Below are 22720 nucleotides of genomic sequence, written 5' to 3'. Positions count from 1 at the left end.
CGGCGGAAACGCCGCCTTGATGCTGTCGTGACGGTCGGCGGACAGCCAGGACTTACAGGTGCGGGCGCGTTAAGCGGTCATTATCCTTTTGTTTTGGTTAACTATTTGCCGACAATATGTCGGAATCCGCGGCTTCTGTCGCGGCCATGAATGTTGTGACCGGCTGGCGATCGCCGGTTAGAAGAGAAGCTGCAATGCTGGGCCCGCGTGATCCGAAATCTCCCGTTGAGGGGCCCCGAATGTCCGGGGCGACCCGGCGGGGTGCGCTAGGCTTGTTGCTCGGCGCCCCCCTGCTCTCGGCCTGCGCCGGCGTGCAGCAGAGCCTCAGCCAGTTCTCCAATCCCTTCAGCAGCTCCTCCCCGCCCCCGGCCCAGCCGGCCGGGCCGCCGCAGCAGGCGACGACCGCCGGCACCGGCGGGGTCAAGGTTGCCGTGATCCTGCCACTCTCGGCCGCCGGCAATGCCGGCCTTGCCGCGCAATCGATGCGCAATGCGGCCGAGATGGCGCTGGCTGAGTTCCAGAACCCGAACATCCAGCTGCTGATCAAGGACGACAATGGCACCCCGCAGGGCGCGCAGGCCGGCGCGCAGCAGGCGGTCGAGGAAGGGGCCGAGATCATTTTGGGACCGTTGTTCGCGCAGTCGGTGCCGGCGGTGGCTCAGGTCGCGCGCACGCGCGGCATTTCCGTGATCGCGTTCTCGACCGATTCCAGCATCGCCGGCCGCGGCGTGTATTTGCTGAGCTTCCTGCCGGAGTCCGACGTCAATCGCATCATCGAGTACTCCGCCAGCATCGGCAAACGCTCCGTCGCCGTCCTCGTGCCCGACAATGCCTATGGCAATGTCGTCGAGGCCGCGGTGAAGGCGGCGGTGCCGCGGCGTGGCGGACGCGTTGTCGCATTCGAAAGATATGGCGCGGATCGCGCCACCCCGGCGCGCGCCGTGGCGCAGCAGATCGGCAGCGCCGATGCGCTGTTCATTGCCGACGACGGCGATGCCGTCGTCGCGGTGGCCGATGCGATGACCGCGGCCGGCGCGAACTTGCGCAACATCCAGCTGCTCGGCACCGGCCTGTGGGACAATCCGCGCGTCTATGCCAGCTCGGCGTTGCAAGGCGGTCTTTACGCCGCGCCCGATCCGGCCGGCTTCCGCGCCTTCTCCGGCCGCTACCGAACCAAATACGGCGCCGAGCCGGTGCGCACCGCGACGCTTGCCTATGACGCCGTCGCCCTCGTCGCCGCGCTCGCCCGCACGCAGGGCACCACGCGATTCTCGGCGGATGTGCTCACCAACGCCTCGGGCTTTGCCGGCATCGACGGCCTGTTCCGCTTCCGCGCCGACGGCACCAACGAGCGCGGCCTTGCGGTGATGAAGGTGACGACCGGCGGCGGCGTTGCGGTCGCGGGTTCGCCGAAGAGCTTTGGGGCATAGTTCAGGACGACGGTGCCGTAGGGTGGGCAAAGGCGCACTTGCGCCGTGCCCACCATCTCTCAGCTAAGTCGCATGGAACGGTGGGCATGCTTCGCTTTGCCCACCCCACAAGAGCTTGCTACGCCGCGAGATCCGCGACCACTGCATCGAGCACCGGGAATCCGCTGCTCGTCACCCGCAGGCGGCCCGTTGCATCGACGGTGATCGCGCCTTCCTCGCGCAGCAGCGCGATGCGGCCGGCGTCGAGCGGACGACCGGCGAGGGCCTTGTAGCGCGCGGGGTCGATGCCCTCGGCGAGGCGCAATCCCATTAGCAGAAATTCGTCGGCGCGTTCTTCGCTGTTGAGGAGGTCGTCGGTGACGACGCCGTGACCATTGGTCTCGACCCGCAGCAGCCACGCTTCGGGACGCTTCTCGGTGGCGGTGGCATGGCGCACGCCGTCGATGTCGAGACGGCCATGCGCGCCCGGCCCGATGCCGGCATATTCCTCGCCGCGCCAGTACACCAGATTGTGCCGGCACTCGGCGCCGCGCCGCGCGTGATTGGAGATCTCGTAGGCGGGTAGCCCAAGCTTGTCGCAGGTTTCCTGCGTCACGTCATAGAGCGCGCGCGCGACGGCTTCGTCCGGTGTCTTCAATTTGCCGGCCTGGTGCAGGCCGAAGAACGGCGTGCCTTCCTCGATCGTCAATTGATAGAGCGACAGATGCTCGGCCGCTTCATTGATGGCGAGACGCAGCTCGTCGGCCCACATCGCCGGCGTCTGGTCGGGGCGGGCGTAGATCAGGTCGAACGAATAACGGTCGAAGGAGCGGCGCGCGATGGCGACGGCATCGAGCGCCTCGCGCGCGCTGTGCAAGCGGCCGAGCGCCTTCAGCGAGGCATCGTCCAGCGCCTGCACGCCGAGCGAGACGCGGTTGACGCCGGCGGCGCGATAGCCGGCGAAGCGTGTGGCCTCGACGCTGGTCGGGTTCGCTTCCAGCGTCACCTCGACGTCGCTCGCAACAATCCAATGCTTGCCGATGGCATCGAGCACGGCGCCGACGGTTGCAGGCTGCATCAATGACGGTGTGCCGCCGCCGAGGAAGATCGAGGTGACCTCGCGACCGGGCGCGCGCTCGGCCGTGGTCTCGATCTCGCGCGCGAAAGCGGAGGCAAAGCGTGCCTCGTCGATGGCGGCGTGGCGGACATGGCTGTTGAAGTCACAATACGGGCACTTCGACAGGCAGAACGGCCAGTGCACGTAGACGCCGAAGGCTTCGGATTCTTGTTTCGACGCGTTTTCCTGGCGCGAACCGGTATCCACTTCGCTCGAAAACGCTCTAGCGCGGCTCAAGGCAGATCTCCGCCAGTTTCACGAAGGCGCGGGCGCGGTGCGACAGGGCAAGGCCGAGCGGCGGCAGGCCGTGCTTCTCGATGCTGGTCATCTCGCCGAAGGTGCGGTCGTGCCCGTCAGGCAGGAACATCGGATCGTAGCCAAAACCGGCGGTGCCGCGCGGCGGCCAAGCTAGCGTGCCGTCGACGCGCGCCTCGACCTCTTCGAGATGATCGTCGGGCCAGGCGACGCAGAGCGCGGAAACGAAATGCGCGGTGCGCTTTGCGGGCGTGCTTGCCCCGCGCTCCTGCAGCAGCCGCTCGATCTGGGCCATCGCCGCGTTGAAATCCTTGGTCGGACCGGCCCAGCGCGCGGAGAAAATGCCGGGCGCGCCGTCGAGCGCGTCGACCACGATGCCGGAATCATCCGCGAAGGACGGAAGCCCCGTCGCCTTTGCCGCCGCGATCGCCTTGATCGCGGCGTTGCTGCGGAAATCGTTGCCGGTTTCCTCCGGCTCGTCCAGGCCGAGCTCTCCGGCCGACACCGCCTCGATGCCGTGAGGCGCGAGCAGCTCCTTCATCTCGGCGAGCTTGCCGGGATTGTGGGTCGCGATGACGAGCTTTCCGGTGATTCGGCGGTGCATGGCTTATTGACTACGCCACGGCCAGTTTCTGCAAGTCCACCAGACGCGCGATGCCTTTCTGCGCCAGGGCGATCAGCTTGAGGAACTCGTCCTGCGTGAACGGCTCGCGTTCCGCGGTGCCCTGCACCTCGACAATGCGGCCATCGCCGGTCATCACGAAATTGGCGTCGGTTTCGGCCTCGGAATCCTCGGCATAATCGAGGTCGAGCACCGGCGTGCCGTTGTAGATGCCGCAGGAGATCGCGGCGACGTTGTCGCGCAGCACGTTGGCCTTGATCATGTTGCGCGCCTTCATCCAGTTGATGCAATCGGCGAGCGCGACCCAGGCACCGGTGATCGAGGCCGTGCGGGTGCCGCCGTCGGCCTGGAGCACGTCGCAATCGACCGTGATCTGGCGCTCGCCGAGCGCTTCGAGGTCGACGATAGTGCGAAGCGAGCGGCCGATCAGGCGCTGGATCTCGACGGTGCGGCCGCTCTGCTTGCCGGCGGAGGCCTCGCGGCGGGTGCGTTCCGAGGTCGCGCGCGGCAGCATGCCGTATTCGGCGGTGACCCAGCCGCGGCCCTGGCCCTTCAGCCATGGCGGCAGGCGGTCCTCCAGCGTGGCGGTGACCAGCACATGGGTGTCGCCGAATTTCACCAGGCACGAGCCCTCCGCATATTTGACCACGCCACGCTCCAGCGTCACGGGGCGCAATTCGTCGGGCGCACGGCGGCTTGGCCGCATGGGAAATCCTCCAAAAACTCGCGGAAATGGGCGGTTCGCGGTGCTTGTAGGTGGGGTGAGGGTGGGCGGCAAGGTTTTTTCACCCCCGGTTTTCCACCCCGCAAACGCCACGCTTGTCAGAACCGTCCTGGATGGACAAATTATGAGCATCTGAGAGGAGTTACCGTCTGTGGCCCATCACGATCCGATCCATCTGATCGCGCCGCACGCAGGCCTCGCCCAGCTCAACGAGCGTTCCCGCGACATCTTTCGTCAAATTGTCGAAAGCTATCTCGCGACCGGCGAGCCCGTCGGCTCGCGCAATATCTCGCGGCTGATCGCGATGCCGCTGTCGCCGGCCTCGGTCCGCAACGTTATGGCCGATCTGGAACAGCTCGGCCTGATCTACGCGCCACATACCTCCGCCGGCCGCTTGCCGACGGAACTCGGCCTGCGTTTCTTCGTCGATGCCCTGATGCAGGTCGGCGATCTCAACGAGGCCGAGCGCGCGTCGATCCAGAGCCAGCTCGCATCGGTCGGCCAGGCACAGTCGGTCGAGGCGGCGCTGGATCAGGCCTTGACGCGGCTATCGGGTCTCACGCGGGCCGCAGCCGTGGTGCTGACGCCAAAATCCAATGCGCGACTGAAGCACATCGAGTTCGTCCGGCTGGAACCGGAAAAGGCGTTGGTGATCCTGGTCGGCGAAGACGGCCAGGTCGAAAACCGCGTGCTGGCGCTGCCGCCCGGAGTTCCCTCCTCCGCGATCACGGAAGCCGGTAATTTCCTCAATGCGCGCATTCGCGGCCGCACGCTCGCCGAAGCGCGGCTCGAGCTCGAGACTGCGCTCGGCGAGGCTCGCGCCGAGCTCGATCAGCTGACGCAGAAGGTGATTTCGGCCGGAATCGCGAGCTGGTCCGGCGGCGAGAACGAGGATCGCCAGCTCATCGTCCGCGGCCACGCCAATCTGCTCGAAGATCTGCACGCGCTGGAGGATCTGGAGCGGGTGCGCCTGTTGTTCGACGATCTCGAGACCAAGCGCGGCGTGATCGACCTGCTGGGCCGCGCCGAGACCGCCGAGGGCGTGAGGATTTTCATTGGCTCCGAGAACAAGCTGTTCTCGCTGTCCGGCTCCTCCACGATCATCTCGCCGTACCGGGATGCCGCCGGTCATATCGTCGGCGTTTTGGGCGTGATCGGGCCGACGCGGCTGAATTATGCCCGCGTGATCCCGACCGTGGACTACGCCGCCCGCATCGTCAGCCGCCTTCTGGGCGGCTGACCGGCATTTGTGCCGATCACGGGCGCTTGATTTTCGTGCGCTTAGGCACGATATCCGGGCCAACAATCCTTGCCAACAATCCCTGGAAACGAGTTCGAGATTTGAGCCGATGACCGATCGAGACCGGCAACCCGAAGACACGACCGCACCGACCGGCGAGCCCGTGGTGTCGAAACCCTACATCATGCCCGACGATCCCGAGCCGGGTTCGGTCGAGCTGCTGCAGAAGGAAGCCGCCGAGGCGCGTGACCGCATGCTGCGGACGCTGGCCGAGATGGAGAACTTACGCAAGCGTACCACCAAGGAGGTCGCGGACGCCCGTCTCTACGGCATCACCGGCTTTGCCCGCGACGTGCTCGACATCGCCGACAATCTCCAGCGCGCGCTCGATGCCGTTCCGGCCGAGGCGCGGGCCGCGGCCGATCCCGGCCTGATCTCGCTGATCGAGGGCGTCGAGCTCACCGAGCGATCGCTGCTCAACGCGCTGGAAAAGCATGGCGTGAAGAAGTTCGACCCGCAGGGCCAGAAGTTCGACCCGAACTTCCAGCAGGCGATGTTCGAAGTGCCCGATGCGTCGGTGCCGTCGGGCACCGTGGTGCAGGTCGTGCAGGCCGGCTACACCATCGGCGAGCGCGTGCTGCGCCCGGCCCTAGTCGGTGTCGCCAAGGGCGGCGCGAAGGCCGCGGCCAACAGCAACGACGTCAACTGAGCGCTCTAACCCCTCATGGTGAGGAGGCGTGTCAGCGCCGTCTCGAACCATGCAGGTCCGGCTGCAGCAGCGGGCCTCTATCCTTCGACGCGCGCTAAGGAGCGCGCTCCTCAGGATGAGGGTCTGGCGGATGCGCGCCGGCTACGCGCTCACCGCGATATCCGCCGACTGGATCCGCTTCACGCCGGCCTTGGCCATATCGGCCCAGGCCTTGGCCAGCGAGCCCTGCGTGTCGATGCCGCGGCAGGCATCCTCCACGACATAGACCTCGAAGCCAGCCTTGCGCGCGTCGAGCGCGGTCCAGGCAACACAGAAATCTGTCGCCAATCCCACAACGAAGACGCGCTTGATCTTGCGGCCCTTGAGGTAGCCGGCAAGGCCCGTCGAGGTCTTGCCGTCGGCTTCGAGGAAGGCCGAGTAGCTGTCGACGTCCTTGTGAAAACCCTTGCGGATGATCAGCTCGGCATGCGGGATCGCGAGGTCCTTCGACAGCGCGGCGCCGTCGGTGCCTTGCACGCAATGGTCTGGCCACAGCACCTGCTTGCCGTAGGGAAGATCGACGGTCTCGAACGGTTTCTTGCCGGAATGCACCGAGGCGAACGAGATGTGGCCGGGCGTGTGCCAGTCCTGCGTCATCACCACATTCGCAAAACCTTTCGCGATTCTGTTGATGACGGGCACCACCTGCTCGCCCTCCTTCACCGCGAGGCTGCCGCCAGGCAGGAAGCAGTTCTGCACGTCGATCACGAGCAGCGCGGAGGCGTCGTCCGGCTTGATCGATGCCGCTGCGAAGAGTGCGGTCGGAGTGAGAGCCGCGAGCGCCGTCGTCCCAAGCGCCGCCAGGATTTGTCGCCGATCCAGCATCGTTCGCCTCCCCTTGTGAGCCAATGGAGGCAAAGCCTAGTTCCGCGCGCGAGCGAACTGAAGCCCGAAAATGCAGCCGGCGTTGGTGAGGGGTTGGGCTCTTGCGGCGTGCTCGCTGCACCTCTCCCGCTTGCGGGAGAGGTCGCTGCGCTCGCAGAGCGCGGCGGGTGAGGGCTTTCTCCCCTTGGGGGTTCTCGATTGCCGAGACACCCTCCCCCCAGCCCTCCCCCGCAAGCGGGGGAGGGAGCGCATCTCGTTCGGAGATGCCGCTACCCCTTCGGCTGGATCCCGTCGCGCACGGCGCGGAAGCGGGTGAAGGCGGCTTGCCACTGGTCGCGCGGGGCGCTGGCGATGATGCGCAGCGAGGCGCCGCCGGTCGAGAAGCGGATCCACTGCACCACGGTCACCGGGATCTTGTCCTTGCCGCTGACGCCGTCGATCCGGGTCTCAAAACCCTGCTGGCCATTGATGCGGATCGGCTCTGACATGGTGACGCGCGACTCGCGCACACCGGGGATCTGGAGCGCCGCCTCCTGGGCGAAGCGGGCGCGGTCGTCGGCCTGCTGCGGCGTGGCGCCGATCAGGCCGAGGATCATGAACGGCTTCTGCTCGTAGCCGGCGCTCTCGTTGCCGTCGGCGAGGATGATGCTGGAGCCCGGCGCCAGCGTGCGGATGTCCTTGAAGTCGGCAAGATCGGTGATCTTGAACGGCATCAGCGCGATCTGCTCTTCGGCCGAGACCTGCTTGCGGGTGGTGGCGCTGGCGAACATCTGCCGCACCGCCTCGTCGGTGTAGATCTTGGTCGCGTTCTCCGGAATCTGGACCGCGACATAGCCGGAGAAGCCAGCGCCCGGCACGATCATCGAATAGCGCTTCACCGGGGTGTCGCCGGCCTTGCCGCTTTCGGTGGTGAAATAGGCAAGACCCGCCGGGGTCTCGATCTTGTCTTGCTTGACGCCACCAGTGCCGGCCGGATTGGAATTGAAGGCGCTCACCACCTCGCCATAGGCCGCCGGCGGCAGCTCGGTGATCAGCACCTTGACGCTGCCGTCCTCGCTCTCGAAGCCCGGAAAGGTTTTGGCCGTGCTCAGCCCGACCAGCGGCACCATGCCGAGACGAAGTCCGGGCGGGTAAACGGCGTCGGCAGCAAGGGCCGGCAGCGCCGAGGCAATCACGAGGGCGAGCGCAGCGAGGGGGCGGATCAGCTTCATGGGGACTCTGATTGGTTCACATTGAGGCCGTTCGATGGTCGGCGATCGGGCCCTTTGTCGCGCGAGGCAGCCCGATGGCGAGGCTGTCCGGCCGGTCCGCCTTGTAGCGGGTTTGGCCCGCCGGTAACAGGGCGGGGCGGATCACGGTGGCGGGGGCGGGCAGGCCGCCGAACCTGTTAATATTTCCTCACCCGCAAGGGCGGTTGAGCCCGGATATGATCTTCCAAAACCCAATGTTTTCACGGCCGAAACTTGCGTTCGGTCCTTGCGGCCCCCTCCCCCCCTCCTATATGAGCCTCAATCATCGCAATATCGCGGATGTTTGATCTTAGGGGGTTTCGGTTCGGGTGCCTTCTGGGCCCAGCCAACCTGCCGCAAAAAGAAGGATATCAGGACCATGGGAAAGGTCATTGGGATCGACCTCGGCACCACGAACTCGTGCGTCGCCGTAATGGATGGCAAAAACGCCAAAGTTATCGAGAATTCCGAAGGCATGCGCACGACGCCTTCGATCGTCGCCGTGACGGACGACGGTGAGCGCCTCGTTGGCCAGCCTGCCAAGCGCCAGGCCGTCACCAATCCCGAGCGCACGTTCTTCGCAGTGAAGCGCCTGATCGGCCGCCGCTACGACGACCCGATGGTCGAGAAGGACAAGAAGCTCGTTCCGTACAAGATCGTGAAGGCTTCCAACGGCGACGCCTGGGTCGAGGCCGACGGCCAGACCTACTCGCCCTCGCAGGTCTCCGCTTTCATCCTGCAGAAGATGAAGGAGACCGCGGAAGCCCATCTCGGTCAGAAGGTCGACCAGGCCGTCATCACCGTTCCCGCCTACTTCAACGACGCCCAGCGCCAGGCGACCAAGGACGCCGGCAAGATCGCGGGCCTTGAAGTGCTGCGCATCATCAACGAGCCGACCGCGGCCGCCCTCGCCTATGGCCTCGACAAGACCAAGGCCGGCACCATCGCCGTGTACGACCTCGGCGGCGGCACGTTCGATATCTCCATTCTCGAAATCGGCGACGGCGTGTTCGAGGTGAAGTCGACCAACGGCGACACCTTCCTCGGCGGCGAAGACTTCGACATGCGTCTCGTTGGCTACCTCGCCGACGAGTTCCAGAAGGAGCAGGGCATCAACCTGCGCAACGACAAGCTCGCGTTGCAGCGCCTGAAGGAAGCCGCTGAAAAGGCCAAGATCGAGCTGTCGTCGACGACGCAGACCGAGATCAACCTGCCCTTCATCACCGCGGACCAGACCGGCCCGAAGCATCTGACGATGAAGCTCACCCGCGCCAAGTTCGAGGCGCTGGTCGACGACCTCATCCAGAAGACCGTCGAGCCCTGCCGCAAGGCGCTGAAGGACGCCGGCGTTACCGCCGGTGAGATCGGCGAGGTCGTGCTGGTCGGCGGCATGTCGCGCATGCCGAAGGTCCAGGAGGTCGTGAAGCAGCTGTTCGGCAAGGAGCCGCACAAGGGCGTCAACCCGGACGAAGTCGTGGCGATCGGTGCCGCGATCCAGGCCGGCGTGCTCCAGGGCGACGTCAAGGACGTGCTGCTGCTCGACGTGACCCCGCTGTCGCTGGGCATCGAGACGCTGGGTGGCGTGTTCACCCGCATCATCGACCGCAACACCACGATCCCGACCAAGAAGAGCCAGGTGTTCTCGACCGCCGAGGACAACCAGAACGCGGTCACCATCCGCGTCTTCCAGGGCGAGCGTGAGATGGCGGCCGACAACAAGATGCTCGGCCAGTTCGACCTGATGGGCATTCCGCCGGCCCCGCGCGGCATGCCGCAGATCGAAGTGACCTTCGACATCGACGCCAACGGCATCGTCAACGTCTCGGCCAAGGACAAGGCCACGGGCAAGGAGCAGCAGATCCGCATCCAGGCCTCCGGTGGTCTGTCGGAAGCCGACATCGAGAAGATGGTCAAGGACGCCGAGGCCAATGCCGAGGCGGACAAGAAGCGCCGCGAGGCCGTCACCGCCAAGAACGAGGCGGATGGTCTGGTGCATTCGACCGAGAAGGCCCTGGCCGAGCACGGTTCGAAGGTCGCCGAGAGCGAGCGCCGCGCCATCGAGGACGCCGTCAGCGACCTCAAGGAAGCGCTGAAGGGCGACGATGCCGAGGCGATCAAGGCCAAGACCCAGACGCTGGCCCAGGCTTCGATGAAGCTCGGCGAGGCCATGTACAAGCAGCAGGCCGAGGCCGACGCCAAGAAGGATGCGGCCAAGGACGACGTCGTCGACGCGGAATTCACCGAAGTCGACGACGACAAGAACAACAAGAAGTCCGCCTAACCCCAAGAGGGTGTGATGCGGACGGCTTGGACCCCACACGCTTCACTAGCCTCCCCCCTCAGGGGGGAGGCTATCGTGTCGGGACGGGCGGGCGGAATGCCCGTTACCATCAATCAATTCCCAGCATCTATGCTCAACGCTGCCATGCAGCCCTCTGCCGCAAATCAGAAGGCTGCCTATATCGTCGCGTGGCGACGTTGTTTCGCTCCGACTTGACTCGCGATTGGATAGACCGAGCCTGCCATGTCCACCAAGCGCTGCTATTACGAAACCCTCGAAGTCGAACGCACCGCTGACGATTCCGTCCTGAAATCGTCCTTCCGCAAGCTGGCGATGAAGTTCCACCCGGATCGCAATCCCGGTGACGACACCAGCGAGGTCAAGTTCAAGGAAATCAACGAGGCCTACGAGGTCCTCAAGGACAAGGACAAGCGCGCCGCCTATGACCGCTTCGGCCATGCGGCCTTCGAGCAGGGCGGCCCTGGCGGCGGTGCCGGTTTCGGCGCGGGCTTCGCCTCCTCCTTCTCCGACATTTTCGAGGATCTGTTCGGCATGGCCGGACAGCGCGGCCGCGGCGGCCGCGAGCGCGGGGCCGATCTGCGCTACAACATGGAGATCACGCTCGAGGAAGCCTTCGGCGGCAAGACCGCGCAGATCGAGATCCCGGTCTCGGTCACCTGCGAGGCCTGTTCGGGCATCGGCGCCAAGGCCGGCACCAAGCCGAAGACCTGCTCGACCTGCGGCGGCGCCGGCCGTGTGCGGCAGTCGCAGGGCTTCTTCACGCTGGAGCGCACCTGTCACGGCTGCCAGGGCCGCGGCCAGATGATCGAGGATGCCTGCCCGTCCTGCGCGGGCCAGGGCCGCGTGACCCGCGAGCGCACGCTCTCCGTCAACATTCCCGCCGGAGTCGAGGACGGCACCAGGATCAGGCTTGCCGGCGAAGGCGAGGCCGGCGTCCGCGGCGGTCCGCCCGGCGACCTCTACATCTTCCTGTCGCTGGCCCTGCACCAGCTGTTCCAGCGCGATGGCGCCGATCTTCATTGCCGGGTGCCGATCTCGATGGTGACTGCCGCCCTTGGCGGCGAATTCGAGGTGCCGACCATCGACAAGGGCAAGACCAAGGTGAAGGTGCCGGCTGGAACCCAGTCGGGCCGCCGATTCCGCATCGCATCAAAGGGCATGCCGGTGCTGCGCTCGCGCCAGATGGGCGACATGTACGTCCAGGTCGCGGTCGAGACCCCGCAGAACCTCACCAAGAAGCAGCAGGAATTGCTGGCCGAGTTCGAAAAGCTCTCCTCGGGCAATACTCAGCCGGAATCCGTCGGCTTCTTCGCCAAGGTCAAGGATCTCTTCAGTAATCGGGCGAACTGACTCGTCTTGACCGGCCCGCCTTCGGCCTATACCTGTTTATGACCATTTTCTGACACGCCGCGGTCACGCGGTCCCGTCCGGTCCAGACATGCCCTTGCCATCGTCCGCGCGTGCGTTGAAGAAGCCCCGTCTTGACGACGAGGTGCGTTTTCTCAGGTCGTGGATCGAAAAGCCGCTGCACATGGGCGCGGTGATGCCGTCGGGCAAGCTGCTGGCGCGGACCATGGCGCACTACGTCGATATCGATTCGGACGGCCCGGTGGTCGAGCTCGGGCCCGGCACCGGCGCCATCACCTCGGCCCTGGTCGAGCGCGGCGTCGACCAGAAGCGCCTCGTCCTCGTCGAATACAATCCCGGCTTCTGCGCCCTGCTGCGCGACCGCTACCCGCAAGCCAAGGTGGTGCAGGGCGATGCCTATCGCCTGCGCGACACGCTCTGGAATGTGCTGAGCGCGCCGGCAAGCGCGGTCGTCTCGGGCCTGCCGCTGGTGACAAAACCGATGCTGACGCGGCTGCGGCTGATCCGCGATGCCTTCACGGCACTCTCGCCCGGCGCGCCGTTCGTCCAGTTCACCTATGCAGTGGTGCCGCCGATCCCGAAATCGCTGCCCGGCGTGTCCACAGAGGCCTCGGAACGGATCTGGATGAACCTTCCGCCGGCCCGCGTCTGGGTGTATCGCAAGGACTAATTCCGCCGGCATCTCCTTTGCGCGGCGGGCTCGTTTCGCCGCACGCATTGGATCGGATGCCCGCACCCAAAATCCTGGTCATTCCCGGCTCGCTGCGCACCGGCTCGCATAATGCGAAGCTGGCGGCGGTAGCCGCTTATGAATTCGCCCAGGCCGGCATCGACGTCACGCGCATCTCGCTCGCCGATTTCCCGCTGCCGATCTACGACGGTGATCTCCAGGCCAAGTCAGGCATTCCCAAGCACGCCATCAATCTCAAGCGCATGATCGGCGCGCATCATGGGGTCTTGCTCGTCACGCCCGAATACAACGCCTCGGTGCCACCGCTGCTGAAGAACGCGATCGACTGGGTCAGCCGCGTGCAGGAGCTAAATGAGGCGCGCGGCGACGTGTTCCGCAACCGCCCCTTCGCGCTCGCCGGCGCATCGCAGAGCCGGCTCGGCGCTGCGCGCGCGCTCCAGGCGCTCAGGCTGATCCTGACCTCCTGCCACGCCAATGTCATTGCCAGCCAACTCACGCTCGCCTTTGCCGACCAGGCCTATGACGATATGGACAGGCTGAAGAACGAGGGCGATATCGCCGCGTTGAAGCAGCTGGTCGCGCAGTTGATCGACATTTCCCAACGCATGATGTGAGGTGACATGACGCCAGCCGAGATCGTCCCGAAAGACCGCCTGATCGTCGCGCTCGATCTGCCCAGCGTCGATGCCGCGGAGGCGATGATCGCTCGGCTCGGCGACAGCGTCAGCTTCTACAAGATCGGCTATCGGCTCGCTTACGCCGGCGGCCTGCCGCTCGTCGCCAAGCTCGCCGACAAGGGCAAGAAGGTCTTTCTCGATCTCAAGCTGCACGACATCGGCAACACCGTGACGCAGGGCGTCGAGAGCATCACGAAGCTGGGCGCGACCTTCCTCACCGTGCATGCCTATCCGCAGACCATGAAGGGCGCCGTCGAAGGCCGCGGCAACTCGCAGCTGAAGATCCTCGCCGTCACGGTGCTGACCTCCTACAACGAGGACGATCTGCACGCGGCCGGCTACCGGCTCGGTGTCTCGGAGCTGGTCGAGGCGCGCGCGCAGCAGGCGCAGGTGCTCGGCGTCGATGGCCTCGTGTCCTCGCCCGAGGAAGTCGGCAGCCTTCGCAAGATCGTCGGTCACCAGATGCATCTCGTCACGCCCGGCATCCGCCCGGCCGGATCGGCCACAGGCGACCAGAAGCGGATCATGACGCCCGGTCGCGCGATTGCCGCGGGCGCGGATTATCTCGTCGTCGGGCGGCCGGTGGTGGAAGCCGCCGACCCCAGGGCGGTTGCTGAAGCTATCCAGACCGAGATCGCGCAAGCGCTTGGCTAACGAACAAACAAGGAGAAGAACAATGGCAAAGGGCTACTGGATCGGACGCGTCGACGTGAACAATGACGAGGGCTACAAGCCCTATGCCGTCGCCAACGGTCCGATCTTCAAGAAATGGGGCGGCCGCTTCGTCGTCCGCGCCGGCAAGTTCACCACCGTCGAAGGCGCGAGCCGCACCCGCAACGTGGTGATCGAATTCCCGGACTACGAGACGGCGATCGCCTGCTACAACTCGCCGGAATACCAGGCCAACATCAAGGTGCGCCAGCCGCACTCGATCGCCGATCTCATCATCATCGAGGGCTATGACGGCCCCCAGCCGTAGTAGCGACGCGACCAGCTCCGTCATGGCCGGGCTTGACCCGGCCATCCACGTCTTCGCCTCCATATTCGGCTTTCGTGGATGCCCGGGACAAGCCCGGGCATGACGGTGGAGGTTGTCCCCTCGGTTGCCGGAACTGCATCCCCCCGCTACAACGGCCCGAGAGAGGATCAGACCATGTCGGACATGCGCTTGATTGTGGCTGGAGCCGGCGGCCGGATGGGCCGGACGCTGACGCGGGTGATTGCCGAGAGCAAAGGCGCGGTGCTGGCGGGCGCCCTGGAGGCGCCGGGCTCGGAGCTGCTCGGCAAGGACGCCGGCGTGCTCGCAGGGCTCCCCGCCAACGGCATCAAGCTTTCCGCCGATCTCTGGGCGATGTCGAAGGAGGCCGACGGCATCCTCGATTTCACCGTGCCGGCGGCCACCATCGCCAATGTCGCGATCGCCGCCGAGCGCGGCCTCGTCCATGTCATCGGCACCACCGGGCTGTCGGGCTCCGACAACGCCGTGATCAAGAGCGTCACCAACCGCGCCGTCGTGGTGCAGTCGGGCAATATGAGCCTCGGCGTCAATCTGCTCGCCGCGGTGGTCAAGCGCGTCGCCAAGGCGCTCGATGAGAGCTTTGACATCGAGATCGTCGAATCCCATCACCGCATGAAAGTCGATGCGCCCTCCGGGACTGCGCTCATGCTGGGCGAGGCGGCCGCGGCAGGTCGCGGCATCCCGCTCGACGAGGCGCATTCGGAACGTGGTCGCGACGGCATCACCGGCGCGCGCAAGCCGGGTGCGATCGGCTTCGCTTCCTTGCGCGGCGGCACCGTCGCCGGCGAGCACAGCGTGAACTTCCTCGGCCCGTTCGAGCGGCTCACGCTGACGCATCTGGCCGAAGACCGCATGCTGTTCGCGCACGGCGCGCTCAAAGCCGCGTTGTGGGCGCATGGCAAGAAGCCGGGGCACTACTCCATGGCCGACGTGCTCGGTCTCGCCGACATCTGAACAAAGCAAGCAACGGAAACAGTCAATGAGCGAACGTCTTCTCGTGCTGGTACGGCATGGCCAGAGCGAATGGAATCTGAAGAACCTGTTCACGGGCTGGAAGGACCCTGACCTCACCGAGCTCGGCGTGAAGGAAGCCACCGAAGCCGGCCGCAAGCTGAAGGCGCAGGGGCTCGTGTTCGACGTCGCCTTCACCTCGGTGCTGACGCGCGCGCAGCATACGCTCGATCTCATCCTCGGCGAGCTCGGCCAAGAAGGTCTGCCGACCTCGAAAAACCTCGCGCTGAACGAGCGAGACTATGGCGATCTCTCCGGCCTCAACAAGGACGACGCGCGCAAGAAGTGGGGCGAAGATCAGGTGCTGATCTGGCGCCGCTCCTACGACGTGCCGCCGCCCGGCGGCGAAAGCCTGAAGGACACGCTGGCGCGCGCATTGCCTTACTATGTGCAGGAAATCCTGCCCGGCGTGCTCAACGGCAAACGCACGCTGGTCGCCGCCCACGGCAACTCGCTGCGCGCGCTGATCATGGTGCTGGAAAAGCTCTCGCCCGAAGGGATTTTGAAGCGCGAGCTCGCGACCGGCGTGCCGATCATCTACCGGCTGAATGCAGACTCGACCGTGGCCTCGAAGCTGGATCTGGCGGGCTAACGAAGGTCTCGTAGGGTGAGCAAAGCGACTTGTCCGCCGTAGCTCGAAGAGCGTAGGCGGAAGCGTGCCCACGCTCCGTTAGTGATTGAGAAAGATGGTGGGCACGGCGCAATGCGCCTTTGCCCACCCTACGGCACTGTGCTTGCAGTTCCTACTGCATCCCCAGCCGCCCGGCTTCCCAGCCCAGCATCGCCTGCTTGCGGGTGATGCCCCAGTGGTAGCCGGTGAGCTTGCCGCTCTTGCCGAGGGCGCGGTGGCAGGGCACGACGAAGGAGACCGGATTCTTGCCGATCGCAGCGCCAACGGCGCGCGAGGCCTTCGGCCTGTCGATGTTGCAGGCGATGTCCGAGTACGACACCGCGCGGCCCATCGGGATCTTGAGCAGCGTCTCCCACACCCGCACCTCGAAATCGGTGCCGATCAGGACCACGCGAAGCGGCTGGTCGGGCCGCCACATCTTGGTGTCGAAGATGCGCGCTGCGAGCGGCGCGGTGCCTTCGTGATCTTCCACATAGGTCGCGTTCGGCCAGCGCCGCGTCATGTCGGCGAGCGCGATCTTCTCTTCGCCGTGATCGGCAAAGGCGAGGCCCGACAGGCCGCGATCGGTCGCGATCACGATCGCGGTGCCGAACGGCGAGGGGTGGAAGCCGTAGCGCAAGGTGAGACCCGCGCCGCCGTTCTTCCATTCGCCCGGCGACATCGCTTCATGGGTGACGAAGAGATCGTGCAGCCGGCCCGGTCCCGACAAACCTGAGTCGAGCGCCGCGTCGAGGATGCTCGCGGAGTCCCGCAGCAGGCCCTTGGCGTGGTCCAGGGTGAGCGCCTGCATGAAAGCCTTCGGGGTGATCGAGGCCCAGCGGCGGAACAGATGGTGCAGCTCATCCGGCGTGACGCCGGCAGCATCCGCCATCGCCTCGATGGTTGGCTGCGCACGCCAATTCTCCGAGATGAACGCGATCGCCCGGCGCACGGAATCATAGTCGCGCAGCGCGGCGTTCAGGGGGCCCGGCTTGGCCAGGCGCTGGTCATGTATGGCGAGTGTCATCATGACTGGAAATGTAGGAGAGGGCCGGCTTCGAAACCACCCGATTTCTGACTGAGTTCAAGTCACCGGGTTGTAAGTCGGCCCGCGCTTGGCGGCGTTCAGCGCCTCGACCAAGCCCTTGTAAAAACTTGCCTTTTCGTCCGGTCCCAGGAACCTCGCGATCTGGATCTGATGGCCGCGCGAGATCAGATAGAGATGCTCGATGCCGAAATCCTCGTCGACTTCCAGGTCGAGGCGGACCCAGAGCGGATTGAACGTCCATTCGGCGACCTGGCCGCGATGGCTGACGCGGCGCACGCGCAGCTCGGACGGCGTGACCACGATCTCCTCGCTCGCCCGCGCATCGCGGAAATTGACCTTGAAGGCCCACCAGATCACCAGCACGTCGAGCCCGAAGAAGCCGAACACCGGCCAGGCGCCCATCATCAGGAAGACGAGGCCGGTGACGAAGCTGACGACACTCAGGAACAGCATCACGGCGAGGAAGCCGGTGCGGTTCAGCGAGCGGTGCGGCGTCAGCAGCGCGGAGAAGATCAGCACCTCGCGCGGATCTTCAGAGCTCTTGCGCTCAATTTCGTTGCCTGTGCTCATCGTCCCTCAGTATATCCCGATCATGGCAAAAATCACCCGCAAGCCGGCCCCGCGCAAAGCGCCGGCGCCGAAGAAAAAGGCAAAGCCGGCTGTCGCGAAGCCCAAGGCCTCTTCTAAGAAATGGGCTTCCTCTCAGAAATCGGGTCCCGCCAAGAAATCGCTCAAAGCCACAAGACCCTGGACGCCTGCGGAGATCCACGAGGTCTTCAGCCGTTTCCGCAAGGCCAATCCGGAGCCGAAGGGCGAGCTCGAGCACGTCAATCCGTTCACGCTACTGGTCGCCGTGGTGCTGTCGGCGCAGGCGACCGATGCCGGGGTCAACAAGGCGACGCGCGCCTTGTTCGAGGTCGCGGACACGCCGCAGAAGATGCTCGACCTCGGCGAGGAACGCTTGCGCGAGTACATCAAGACCATCGGCCTCTACCGCACCAAGGCGAAGAACGTGATCGCGCTGTCGGCCAAGGTGCTCAGCGATTTCGGCGGCGAGGTGCCGCGCACGCGCGCGGAGATCGAGTCGCTGCCCGGTGCGGGACGCAAGACCGCCAATGTCGTGCTCAACATGGCCTTTGGCGAGCACACCATGGCGGTGGACACGCATGTCTTCCGCGTCGGCAACCGCACCGGGATCGCGCCCGGCAAGACGCCGCTGGACGTCGAGCTTGGTCTCGAAAAGGTGATCCCGGCCGAGTTCATGCTGCACGCCCATCATTGGCTGATCCTGCACGGCCGCTATACTTGCCTCGCGCGCAAGCCGCGCTGCGAGGTTTGCCTGATCAACGATCTCTGCCGCTGGCCGGAGAAGACAGTGTGAGGCGGCAAGTTCCGGGTCCGGTCCTTCGGACCGTCCCGGAATGACCGCGGTGAGAGTGAAGCGCTCTAGGGGCATGTCGTGAGCCAACAGGAACAGATCGCACCGCCGCCTGCCGCTGCTCCCGCTCCCGCCGCACCGCCCAAGCCCACGCAGCCACCGGCCAGCTCGCTCTGGAGCCGGCTCGCGATCCCGCTGTTCGCCGTCGTCGTCGCGCTCGGCTTCGTCGCGCTGGCGACGCTGCGCTTTGACGAATGGGTCGGCAATGCCGTGGTCCAGACCACCAACGATGCCTACGTCCGCTCCGACCTGACGCGGCTCGCGAGCCGCGTCTCCGGCGAGGTGCTGACCGTCGCAGTCACGGACTTCCAGCGCGTCAAGGCCGGCGATCTCCTGATCCAGATCGATCCCGCCGATTACCAGGCGCAGGTCGCGCAGTCCGAAGCTGCCGTTGCGGCGGCCCAGGCCGTGCTCGACAATCTCGCCAACCAGATCGAGCTGCAATATGCGACGATCGCGCAGGCCGAGGCCGCGCGGCTGTCGGCAGAGGCGATCGAGGTCGAGGCAAAGCAGGAGCAGGTGCGCCAGCAATCGCTGTCGCAGACCGAAGCCGGAACACGGCAGCGGCTCGAGCAGGCGGTCGCGGGTCTTGCCAAGGCGCAGGCCGATGTGCGCGCGAGCCGCGCCGTGATCGCGGCCCAGCAGCACCAGCTCGAAGTCTTGCAGGGCACCAAGAAGCAGCGCGCGGCCGATCTCGACGCCACCAAGGCAACGCTGGCAAGTGCGAAGCTGAAGCTTGGGTACACGAAGATCACCGCGCCGTTCGACGGCGTCGTCGGCGAGCGCCAGGTGCAGCCCGGCGACTACGTCAACATCGGCACCAACCTCATCAACGTCGTGCCGCTGCCGAAGGTCTACGTGATCGCGAACTACAAGGAGACCCAGCTGACCCACGTGCAGCCGGGCCAGCCGGTCGAGATCACCGTCGACAGCTTTCCGCGCGAAAGGCTGCGCGGCAGGGTCGAACGCATAGCGCCTGCCACTGGCGCGCAGGTGGCGCTGCTGCCGCCGGACAACGCCACCGGCAATTTCACGAAAGTGGTGCAGCGCATTCCCGTGCGTATCCAGTTCGACGACAACCAGCCGCTGCTGACGCGGCTCGTGCCGGGCATGTCGGTCGTCACAAGCATCGACACGAAGAGCGGCGATGGCAGAAAGTGACGATGCCCGCCGCGGACCGGTCTCGCTCGGCGGTATCGCGCCTCAGCCGCTGTTTGCCGTCGCGGCGGTGCTGCTCGGCTCGTTCCTCACCAATGTCGACAGCCGCCTGACCACAGTCGGCTTGCCGGATCTACGCGGCGCGTTCTCGCTCTCATTCGACGAGGGCGCCTGGCTGTCTACCGCCGGCATCGGATCGCAGATCCTGATCGCGCCCGCGGTGCCGTGGCTTGCGACCGTGTTCGGCCTGCGTCGCGTGCTCGGCATCCCGAGTTTGATCTATGCCGTGATCTCGCTGGTCGTTCCCTTCGTGCACGATTTTCAGACGCTGATCGTGCTCAGCGTTGTGCATGGCCTCCTCCTCGGCACCTTCGTGCCGGCGACGCTGATGATCATCTTTCGCAATTTGCCGATGCGCTGGTGGTTGCCGGCGATCGCGCTCTATTCGATCCGCGTCGGCTTTGCGTTTGATACCTCGAGCTCGCTGGTCGGCTTCTATGTCGATCATCTCGGCTGGGAATGGGTCTACTGGCAGAGCGTGATCGTCGCGCCGCTGATGGGCCTGATGGTCTATCTGGGCACGCCGAGCGAGCCGGTGAACCGCGCGCTGCTGCGCGAGGCCGATTGGGGCGGCATGCTTTTGCTCGGCACATCGGTTTCGATGATCTATGCCGGCCTCGACCAGGGCAATCGTCTCGATTGGCTCGGCAACGGGACGGTGATGGCTCTGCTCGTTGGCGGAGCCGTGTTGTTTGCGGGCTTCCTGATCAACGAATCGCTGGTGCGCCAGCCCTGGGCGCATGTCGATGTGCTGTTCTCGCGCAACATCGGATTGGGCCTGGTCTTGATCCTGCTCTACACGCTGACCAGCCTCTCCAATTCGTCGCTTGTGCCGAACTTCCTCGGCAATGTCGCTCTGCTCAGGCCGGAGCAAAGCGGTCTCTTGTTGCTGACCTATGGCGCGCTGCCGATGTTCGTGCTGGTGCCGATCTCGATCTGGCTGTTGCGGCATTTCGATACGCGTACGGTGGTCGTCGTCGGATTTGCCTGCTTCGCTGCCGCCAATCTATGGGGGACCCAACTGACCCACGACTGGGCGCGCGAAGATTTCATCGGCATCGTGCTGCTCCTGGCGATCGGGCAGTCGCTGACCTTGCTGCCCTTGATCATCACGCTGCTGTCCAACGCCGATCCGAGCCGCGCCACCGCCTTTGCCGCCTACATCCAGATCATGCGGCTCGGCGGCGCCGAGATCGGCGTGGCGTTGATGGGAACCTGGCTGCGTGTTCGCGAGCAGGTTCATTCGTTCTATATCGGCCAGCACGTGCTGAACGGCGACATCGACGTGACGCAGGCCCTGAAGCAGCTGACCGATTATTTTGCTGCCCACGGAACGGGTTCGGCGCAGGCGCGCGCGATCGGAACGCTCGCGGGCTTCGTGCAGCGCGAGGCCAATGTGCTGGCCTATATCGACGGCTTCTGGCTGTGCTTCTGGCTGGCGATCGCCGGGCTCGGCGTCATCGTGCTGGTCACTCGCGCCCGGCCGGGCCCGTTCAGCCCCGAACCATTCGGCTTCGCCAAGACGGTGCTGCGCAAATGCGGGGTGAAGGCCGCGTAATCGTCGTCACCGCATCTGCCGCGCCGGCTCGATCAGCTCGGGCCGCGGGCCGGACAGGCGCTTGTGCATGTGGACCATGAAGGCCATGCCGAAGATCGGCGTCGCGAGATTCACGACCGGGATCGAGACGAAGGCGGCGATGAACAGGCCGGCGGTGAAGATGGTCGCGGCGTTGTCGCGCCGCATCGCCTTGGCCTGTTCCGGCGGCCGGAAGCGCATCGCGGCGAGCTCGAAATATTCGCGGCCCAAGAGCCATGCGGCGGCGAGGAAGAAGATCAGGAAACCGGCTCCGGCGAACAGCACCAGCGGCAGGGCGGCGAGATACACCAGGATCGTCAGCAGCGCGGTCTTGATGCCTTCGAAGATCGCCTGGTTGAACGGCAGCGCCACGCCGGGCCGTTCGGCGGGATAATGCTCGCGCTCGACGACGTCGGCGACGTCGTCGACGAATAGGCTCGCCACCAGCGAGGTGATCGCGGGCATCAGGAACACGCCGCCGAACACGACGCCGAGGCCGGCCGCGATCGAGACGATCCAGGCCAGGACTTCCAGCGAGGAATGCCAGCCCGGCCCGAGCAGGCCTTCCAGCCAGACCTCCCCCGAGGTCGCAAACCAGCTGAGCAGCCGCTGCAAGCCGATCGCCAGCACGGTGATCAGCACCAGCGCAAGCCCGATCGATCGCCACAGGATCGAGCGCATCGGGGGCGAGATCAATTGCGACAGCGCCTTTGCGGCGGCATCCAGCATGGGGGACCTTTCACGTAAACACCTCGCGAGAGGTAGACACCGAATGCGGCTTCGGCAAGGGCGGGCGGCTGCGGCCTCTTCCCTTCTACCCTTGTGGGAGAAGGTGGCGCGAAGCGCCGGATGAGGGTTGTTTCCACGAGCTCAAATATGAGTTGGTGCTCGCGGAGAGATACCCCTCACCCGTCTCACCGCTCCGCGGTGAGCCACCCTCTCCCACAGGGGGAGAGGGGTCGGCACCGCATGCGCGGCCTATGCCTACTCGTGCCGGTGCCCGTGCTTCCGCGCCTTCGGTTTCCCCTCCCCGGTCGGGATCATCATCACCCGGCCGTAACGCACGCCGCGCTCGGCGATGATGTGGTCGGCGAAATGCCTGACCTCGGCGGCATCGCCACGCAGCGCCGTCATCTCCATGCAATTGTCGTGGTCGAGATGAACGTGCAGGGTCGCGAGCGCGAGGTCGTGGTGGCCATGGAATTCCTGCACCAGGCGTTTCGACAGATCGCGCGCGGCGTGGTCGTAGACATAGACGAGGCCGGCGACGCATTGACCGGTCTGCGCGGTATCCTCGGTGGATTGCTGGAGCCCGGCGCGGGCGAGATCGCGGATGATCTCGGAACGGTTCTGGTAACCGCGCGCTTCGGCCGCGGCGTCGATCTCCGCCAGGAGATCGTCCTCGATCGTGATCGTAATTCGCTGCATCAGGTCCTCTCCGCGCGTCTCGCTCCTCTTACCTCGCCCCGCTTGCGGGAGAGGTCGGAATTCAAGCGTAGCTTGAATTCCGGGTGAGGGGGACTCTCCGCGAGTCCAATTCTCACTGTGATTGCGGAGACAGCCCCTCACCCCAACCCTCTCCCCGTAAGAACGG

General features: G+C 65.5%; 23 protein-coding genes. 14 read left to right on the top strand and 9 right to left on the bottom strand.

Going from position 1 to position 22720, the window contains the following annotated elements:
- The first annotated feature begins 194 nt into the window (after nt 1–194).
- Nucleotides 195–1430 (top strand): penicillin-binding protein activator, encoded by a 1236-nt coding sequence (locus tag QA642_RS00840; RefSeq protein WP_283082957.1) that lies wholly within the window; start codon nt 195–197, stop codon nt 1428–1430.
- Between the two features lie 118 nt (nt 1431–1548).
- On the opposite strand, the gene hemW is transcribed toward QA642_RS00840, so the two are convergent.
- From hemW to rph, 3 genes are read right to left on the bottom strand one after another with little or no spacing between them, the layout of a single operon-like run.
- Nucleotides 1549–2733, bottom strand: coding sequence for a radical SAM family heme chaperone HemW (gene hemW / locus QA642_RS00835; RefSeq protein WP_283087126.1), 1185 nt, complete (start codon nt 2731–2733; stop codon nt 1549–1551).
- 16 nt (nt 2734–2749) lie between these two features.
- Entirely contained in the window at nt 2750–3385 is a 636-nt protein-coding gene (rdgB, locus tag QA642_RS00830) for an RdgB/HAM1 family non-canonical purine NTP pyrophosphatase (protein ID WP_283082956.1), read from the bottom strand.
- A gap of 10 nt (nt 3386–3395) precedes the next feature.
- Nucleotides 3396–4109 carry a ribonuclease PH gene (rph, locus tag QA642_RS00825; RefSeq protein WP_283082955.1) on the bottom strand — a complete coding sequence of 238 codons (714 nt, stop codon included), beginning with the start codon at nt 4107–4109 and terminating at the stop codon, nt 3396–3398.
- A gap of 169 nt (nt 4110–4278) precedes the next feature.
- Between rph and hrcA the strand changes: the two genes are divergently transcribed.
- Together hrcA and grpE are read left to right on the top strand one after the other, a co-directional pair.
- Nucleotides 4279–5367, top strand: a complete 1089-nt coding sequence (gene hrcA, locus QA642_RS00820) for a heat-inducible transcriptional repressor HrcA (RefSeq protein ID WP_283082954.1) — start codon at nt 4279–4281, stop codon at nt 5365–5367.
- A 109-nt stretch (nt 5368–5476) separates the two neighbouring features.
- Complete coding sequence (grpE, locus tag QA642_RS00815) at nt 5477–6076, top strand: nucleotide exchange factor GrpE (RefSeq protein WP_283082953.1); 600 nt, start codon at nt 5477–5479, stop codon at nt 6074–6076.
- Between the two features lie 141 nt (nt 6077–6217).
- On the opposite strand, the gene pncA is transcribed toward grpE, so the two are convergent.
- Complete coding sequence (gene pncA, locus QA642_RS00810; RefSeq protein WP_283082952.1) at nt 6218–6940, bottom strand: bifunctional nicotinamidase/pyrazinamidase; 723 nt, start codon at nt 6938–6940, stop codon at nt 6218–6220.
- Between the two features lie 269 nt (nt 6941–7209).
- Entirely contained in the window at nt 7210–8151 is a 942-nt protein-coding gene (locus QA642_RS00805; protein ID WP_283082951.1) for a hypothetical protein, read from the bottom strand.
- Nucleotides 8152–8548: 397 nt separating this feature from the next.
- Here QA642_RS00805 and dnaK point away from each other — a divergent pair, with 397 nt between their 5' ends.
- The 8 genes from dnaK to QA642_RS00765 all read left to right on the top strand — a co-directional run bounded on the left by dnaK (nt 8549) and on the right by QA642_RS00765 (nt 15828).
- A complete protein-coding gene (gene dnaK / locus QA642_RS00800; protein WP_025033017.1) occupies nt 8549–10450 on the top strand; it encodes a molecular chaperone DnaK in 1902 nt (633 codons plus the stop codon).
- A 243-nt stretch (nt 10451–10693) separates the two neighbouring features.
- Complete coding sequence (gene dnaJ, locus QA642_RS00795) at nt 10694–11821, top strand: molecular chaperone DnaJ (protein WP_283082950.1); 1128 nt, start codon at nt 10694–10696, stop codon at nt 11819–11821.
- Between the two features lie 88 nt (nt 11822–11909).
- A complete protein-coding gene (locus QA642_RS00790; RefSeq protein WP_283082949.1) occupies nt 11910–12509 on the top strand; it encodes an rRNA adenine N-6-methyltransferase family protein in 600 nt (199 codons plus the stop codon).
- 56 nt (nt 12510–12565) lie between these two features.
- Nucleotides 12566–13144, top strand: coding sequence for an NAD(P)H-dependent oxidoreductase (locus tag QA642_RS00785; RefSeq protein WP_283082948.1), 579 nt, complete (start codon nt 12566–12568; stop codon nt 13142–13144).
- Between the two features lie 6 nt (nt 13145–13150).
- Nucleotides 13151–13861: an orotidine-5'-phosphate decarboxylase gene (gene pyrF, locus QA642_RS00780; protein ID WP_283082947.1), complete on the top strand. Its 711-nt coding sequence runs from the start codon at nt 13151–13153 to the stop codon at nt 13859–13861.
- A gap of 22 nt (nt 13862–13883) precedes the next feature.
- The gene (locus QA642_RS00775) at nt 13884–14186 is read left to right on the top strand and encodes a DUF1330 domain-containing protein (RefSeq protein ID WP_283082946.1); all 303 of its coding nucleotides are present in this window, start codon (nt 13884–13886) and stop codon (nt 14184–14186) included.
- Between the two features lie 174 nt (nt 14187–14360).
- Nucleotides 14361–15179 (top strand): 4-hydroxy-tetrahydrodipicolinate reductase, encoded by an 819-nt coding sequence (gene dapB, locus QA642_RS00770; RefSeq protein ID WP_283082945.1) that lies wholly within the window; start codon nt 14361–14363, stop codon nt 15177–15179.
- Nucleotides 15180–15204: 25 nt separating this feature from the next.
- On the top strand, nt 15205–15828 hold the full coding sequence (locus tag QA642_RS00765; protein WP_283082944.1) for a 2,3-bisphosphoglycerate-dependent phosphoglycerate mutase: 624 nt from the start codon (nt 15205–15207) through the stop codon (nt 15826–15828).
- Nucleotides 15829–15979: 151 nt separating this feature from the next.
- Here QA642_RS00765 and QA642_RS00760 read toward each other — a convergent pair whose 3' ends face one another.
- The gene (locus QA642_RS00760) at nt 15980–16876 is read right to left on the bottom strand and encodes a bifunctional helix-turn-helix domain-containing protein/methylated-DNA--[protein]-cysteine S-methyltransferase (RefSeq protein WP_283082943.1); all 897 of its coding nucleotides are present in this window, start codon (nt 16874–16876) and stop codon (nt 15980–15982) included.
- 54 nt (nt 16877–16930) lie between these two features.
- Nucleotides 16931–17464 (bottom strand): DUF2244 domain-containing protein, encoded by a 534-nt coding sequence (locus QA642_RS00755; RefSeq protein WP_283082942.1) that lies wholly within the window; start codon nt 17462–17464, stop codon nt 16931–16933.
- Nucleotides 17465–17486: 22 nt separating this feature from the next.
- Between QA642_RS00755 and nth the strand changes: the two genes are divergently transcribed.
- From nth to QA642_RS00740, 3 genes are all read left to right on the top strand, one after another.
- Nucleotides 17487–18275, top strand: coding sequence for an endonuclease III (nth, locus tag QA642_RS00750; protein ID WP_283082941.1), 789 nt, complete (start codon nt 17487–17489; stop codon nt 18273–18275).
- A 78-nt stretch (nt 18276–18353) separates the two neighbouring features.
- Complete coding sequence (locus tag QA642_RS00745) at nt 18354–19493, top strand: HlyD family secretion protein (RefSeq protein WP_283082940.1); 1140 nt, start codon at nt 18354–18356, stop codon at nt 19491–19493.
- Nucleotides 19480–21108: an MFS transporter gene (locus tag QA642_RS00740; protein ID WP_283082939.1), complete on the top strand. Its 1629-nt coding sequence runs from the start codon at nt 19480–19482 to the stop codon at nt 21106–21108. The genes QA642_RS00745 and QA642_RS00740 overlap by 14 nt, the downstream gene beginning before the upstream one ends.
- Before the next feature lie 6 nt (nt 21109–21114).
- Here QA642_RS00740 and QA642_RS00735 read toward each other — a convergent pair whose 3' ends face one another.
- Together QA642_RS00735 and nikR are read right to left on the bottom strand one after the other, a co-directional pair.
- Nucleotides 21115–21855, bottom strand: a complete 741-nt coding sequence (locus QA642_RS00735) for a sulfate transporter family protein (RefSeq protein WP_283082938.1) — start codon at nt 21853–21855, stop codon at nt 21115–21117.
- Nucleotides 21856–22110: 255 nt separating this feature from the next.
- Nucleotides 22111–22554: a nickel-responsive transcriptional regulator NikR gene (gene nikR, locus QA642_RS00730; protein WP_283082937.1), complete on the bottom strand. Its 444-nt coding sequence runs from the start codon at nt 22552–22554 to the stop codon at nt 22111–22113.
- Nucleotides 22555–22720: the final 166 nt, after the last annotated feature.

The organism is Bradyrhizobium sp. CB2312 (genome assembly GCF_029714425.1).
Lineage (GTDB): Bacteria > Pseudomonadota > Alphaproteobacteria > Rhizobiales > Xanthobacteraceae > Bradyrhizobium.
Note: the sequence above shows the minus strand (reverse complement) of the source record. Positions and strands in the feature narration are given on the sequence as shown.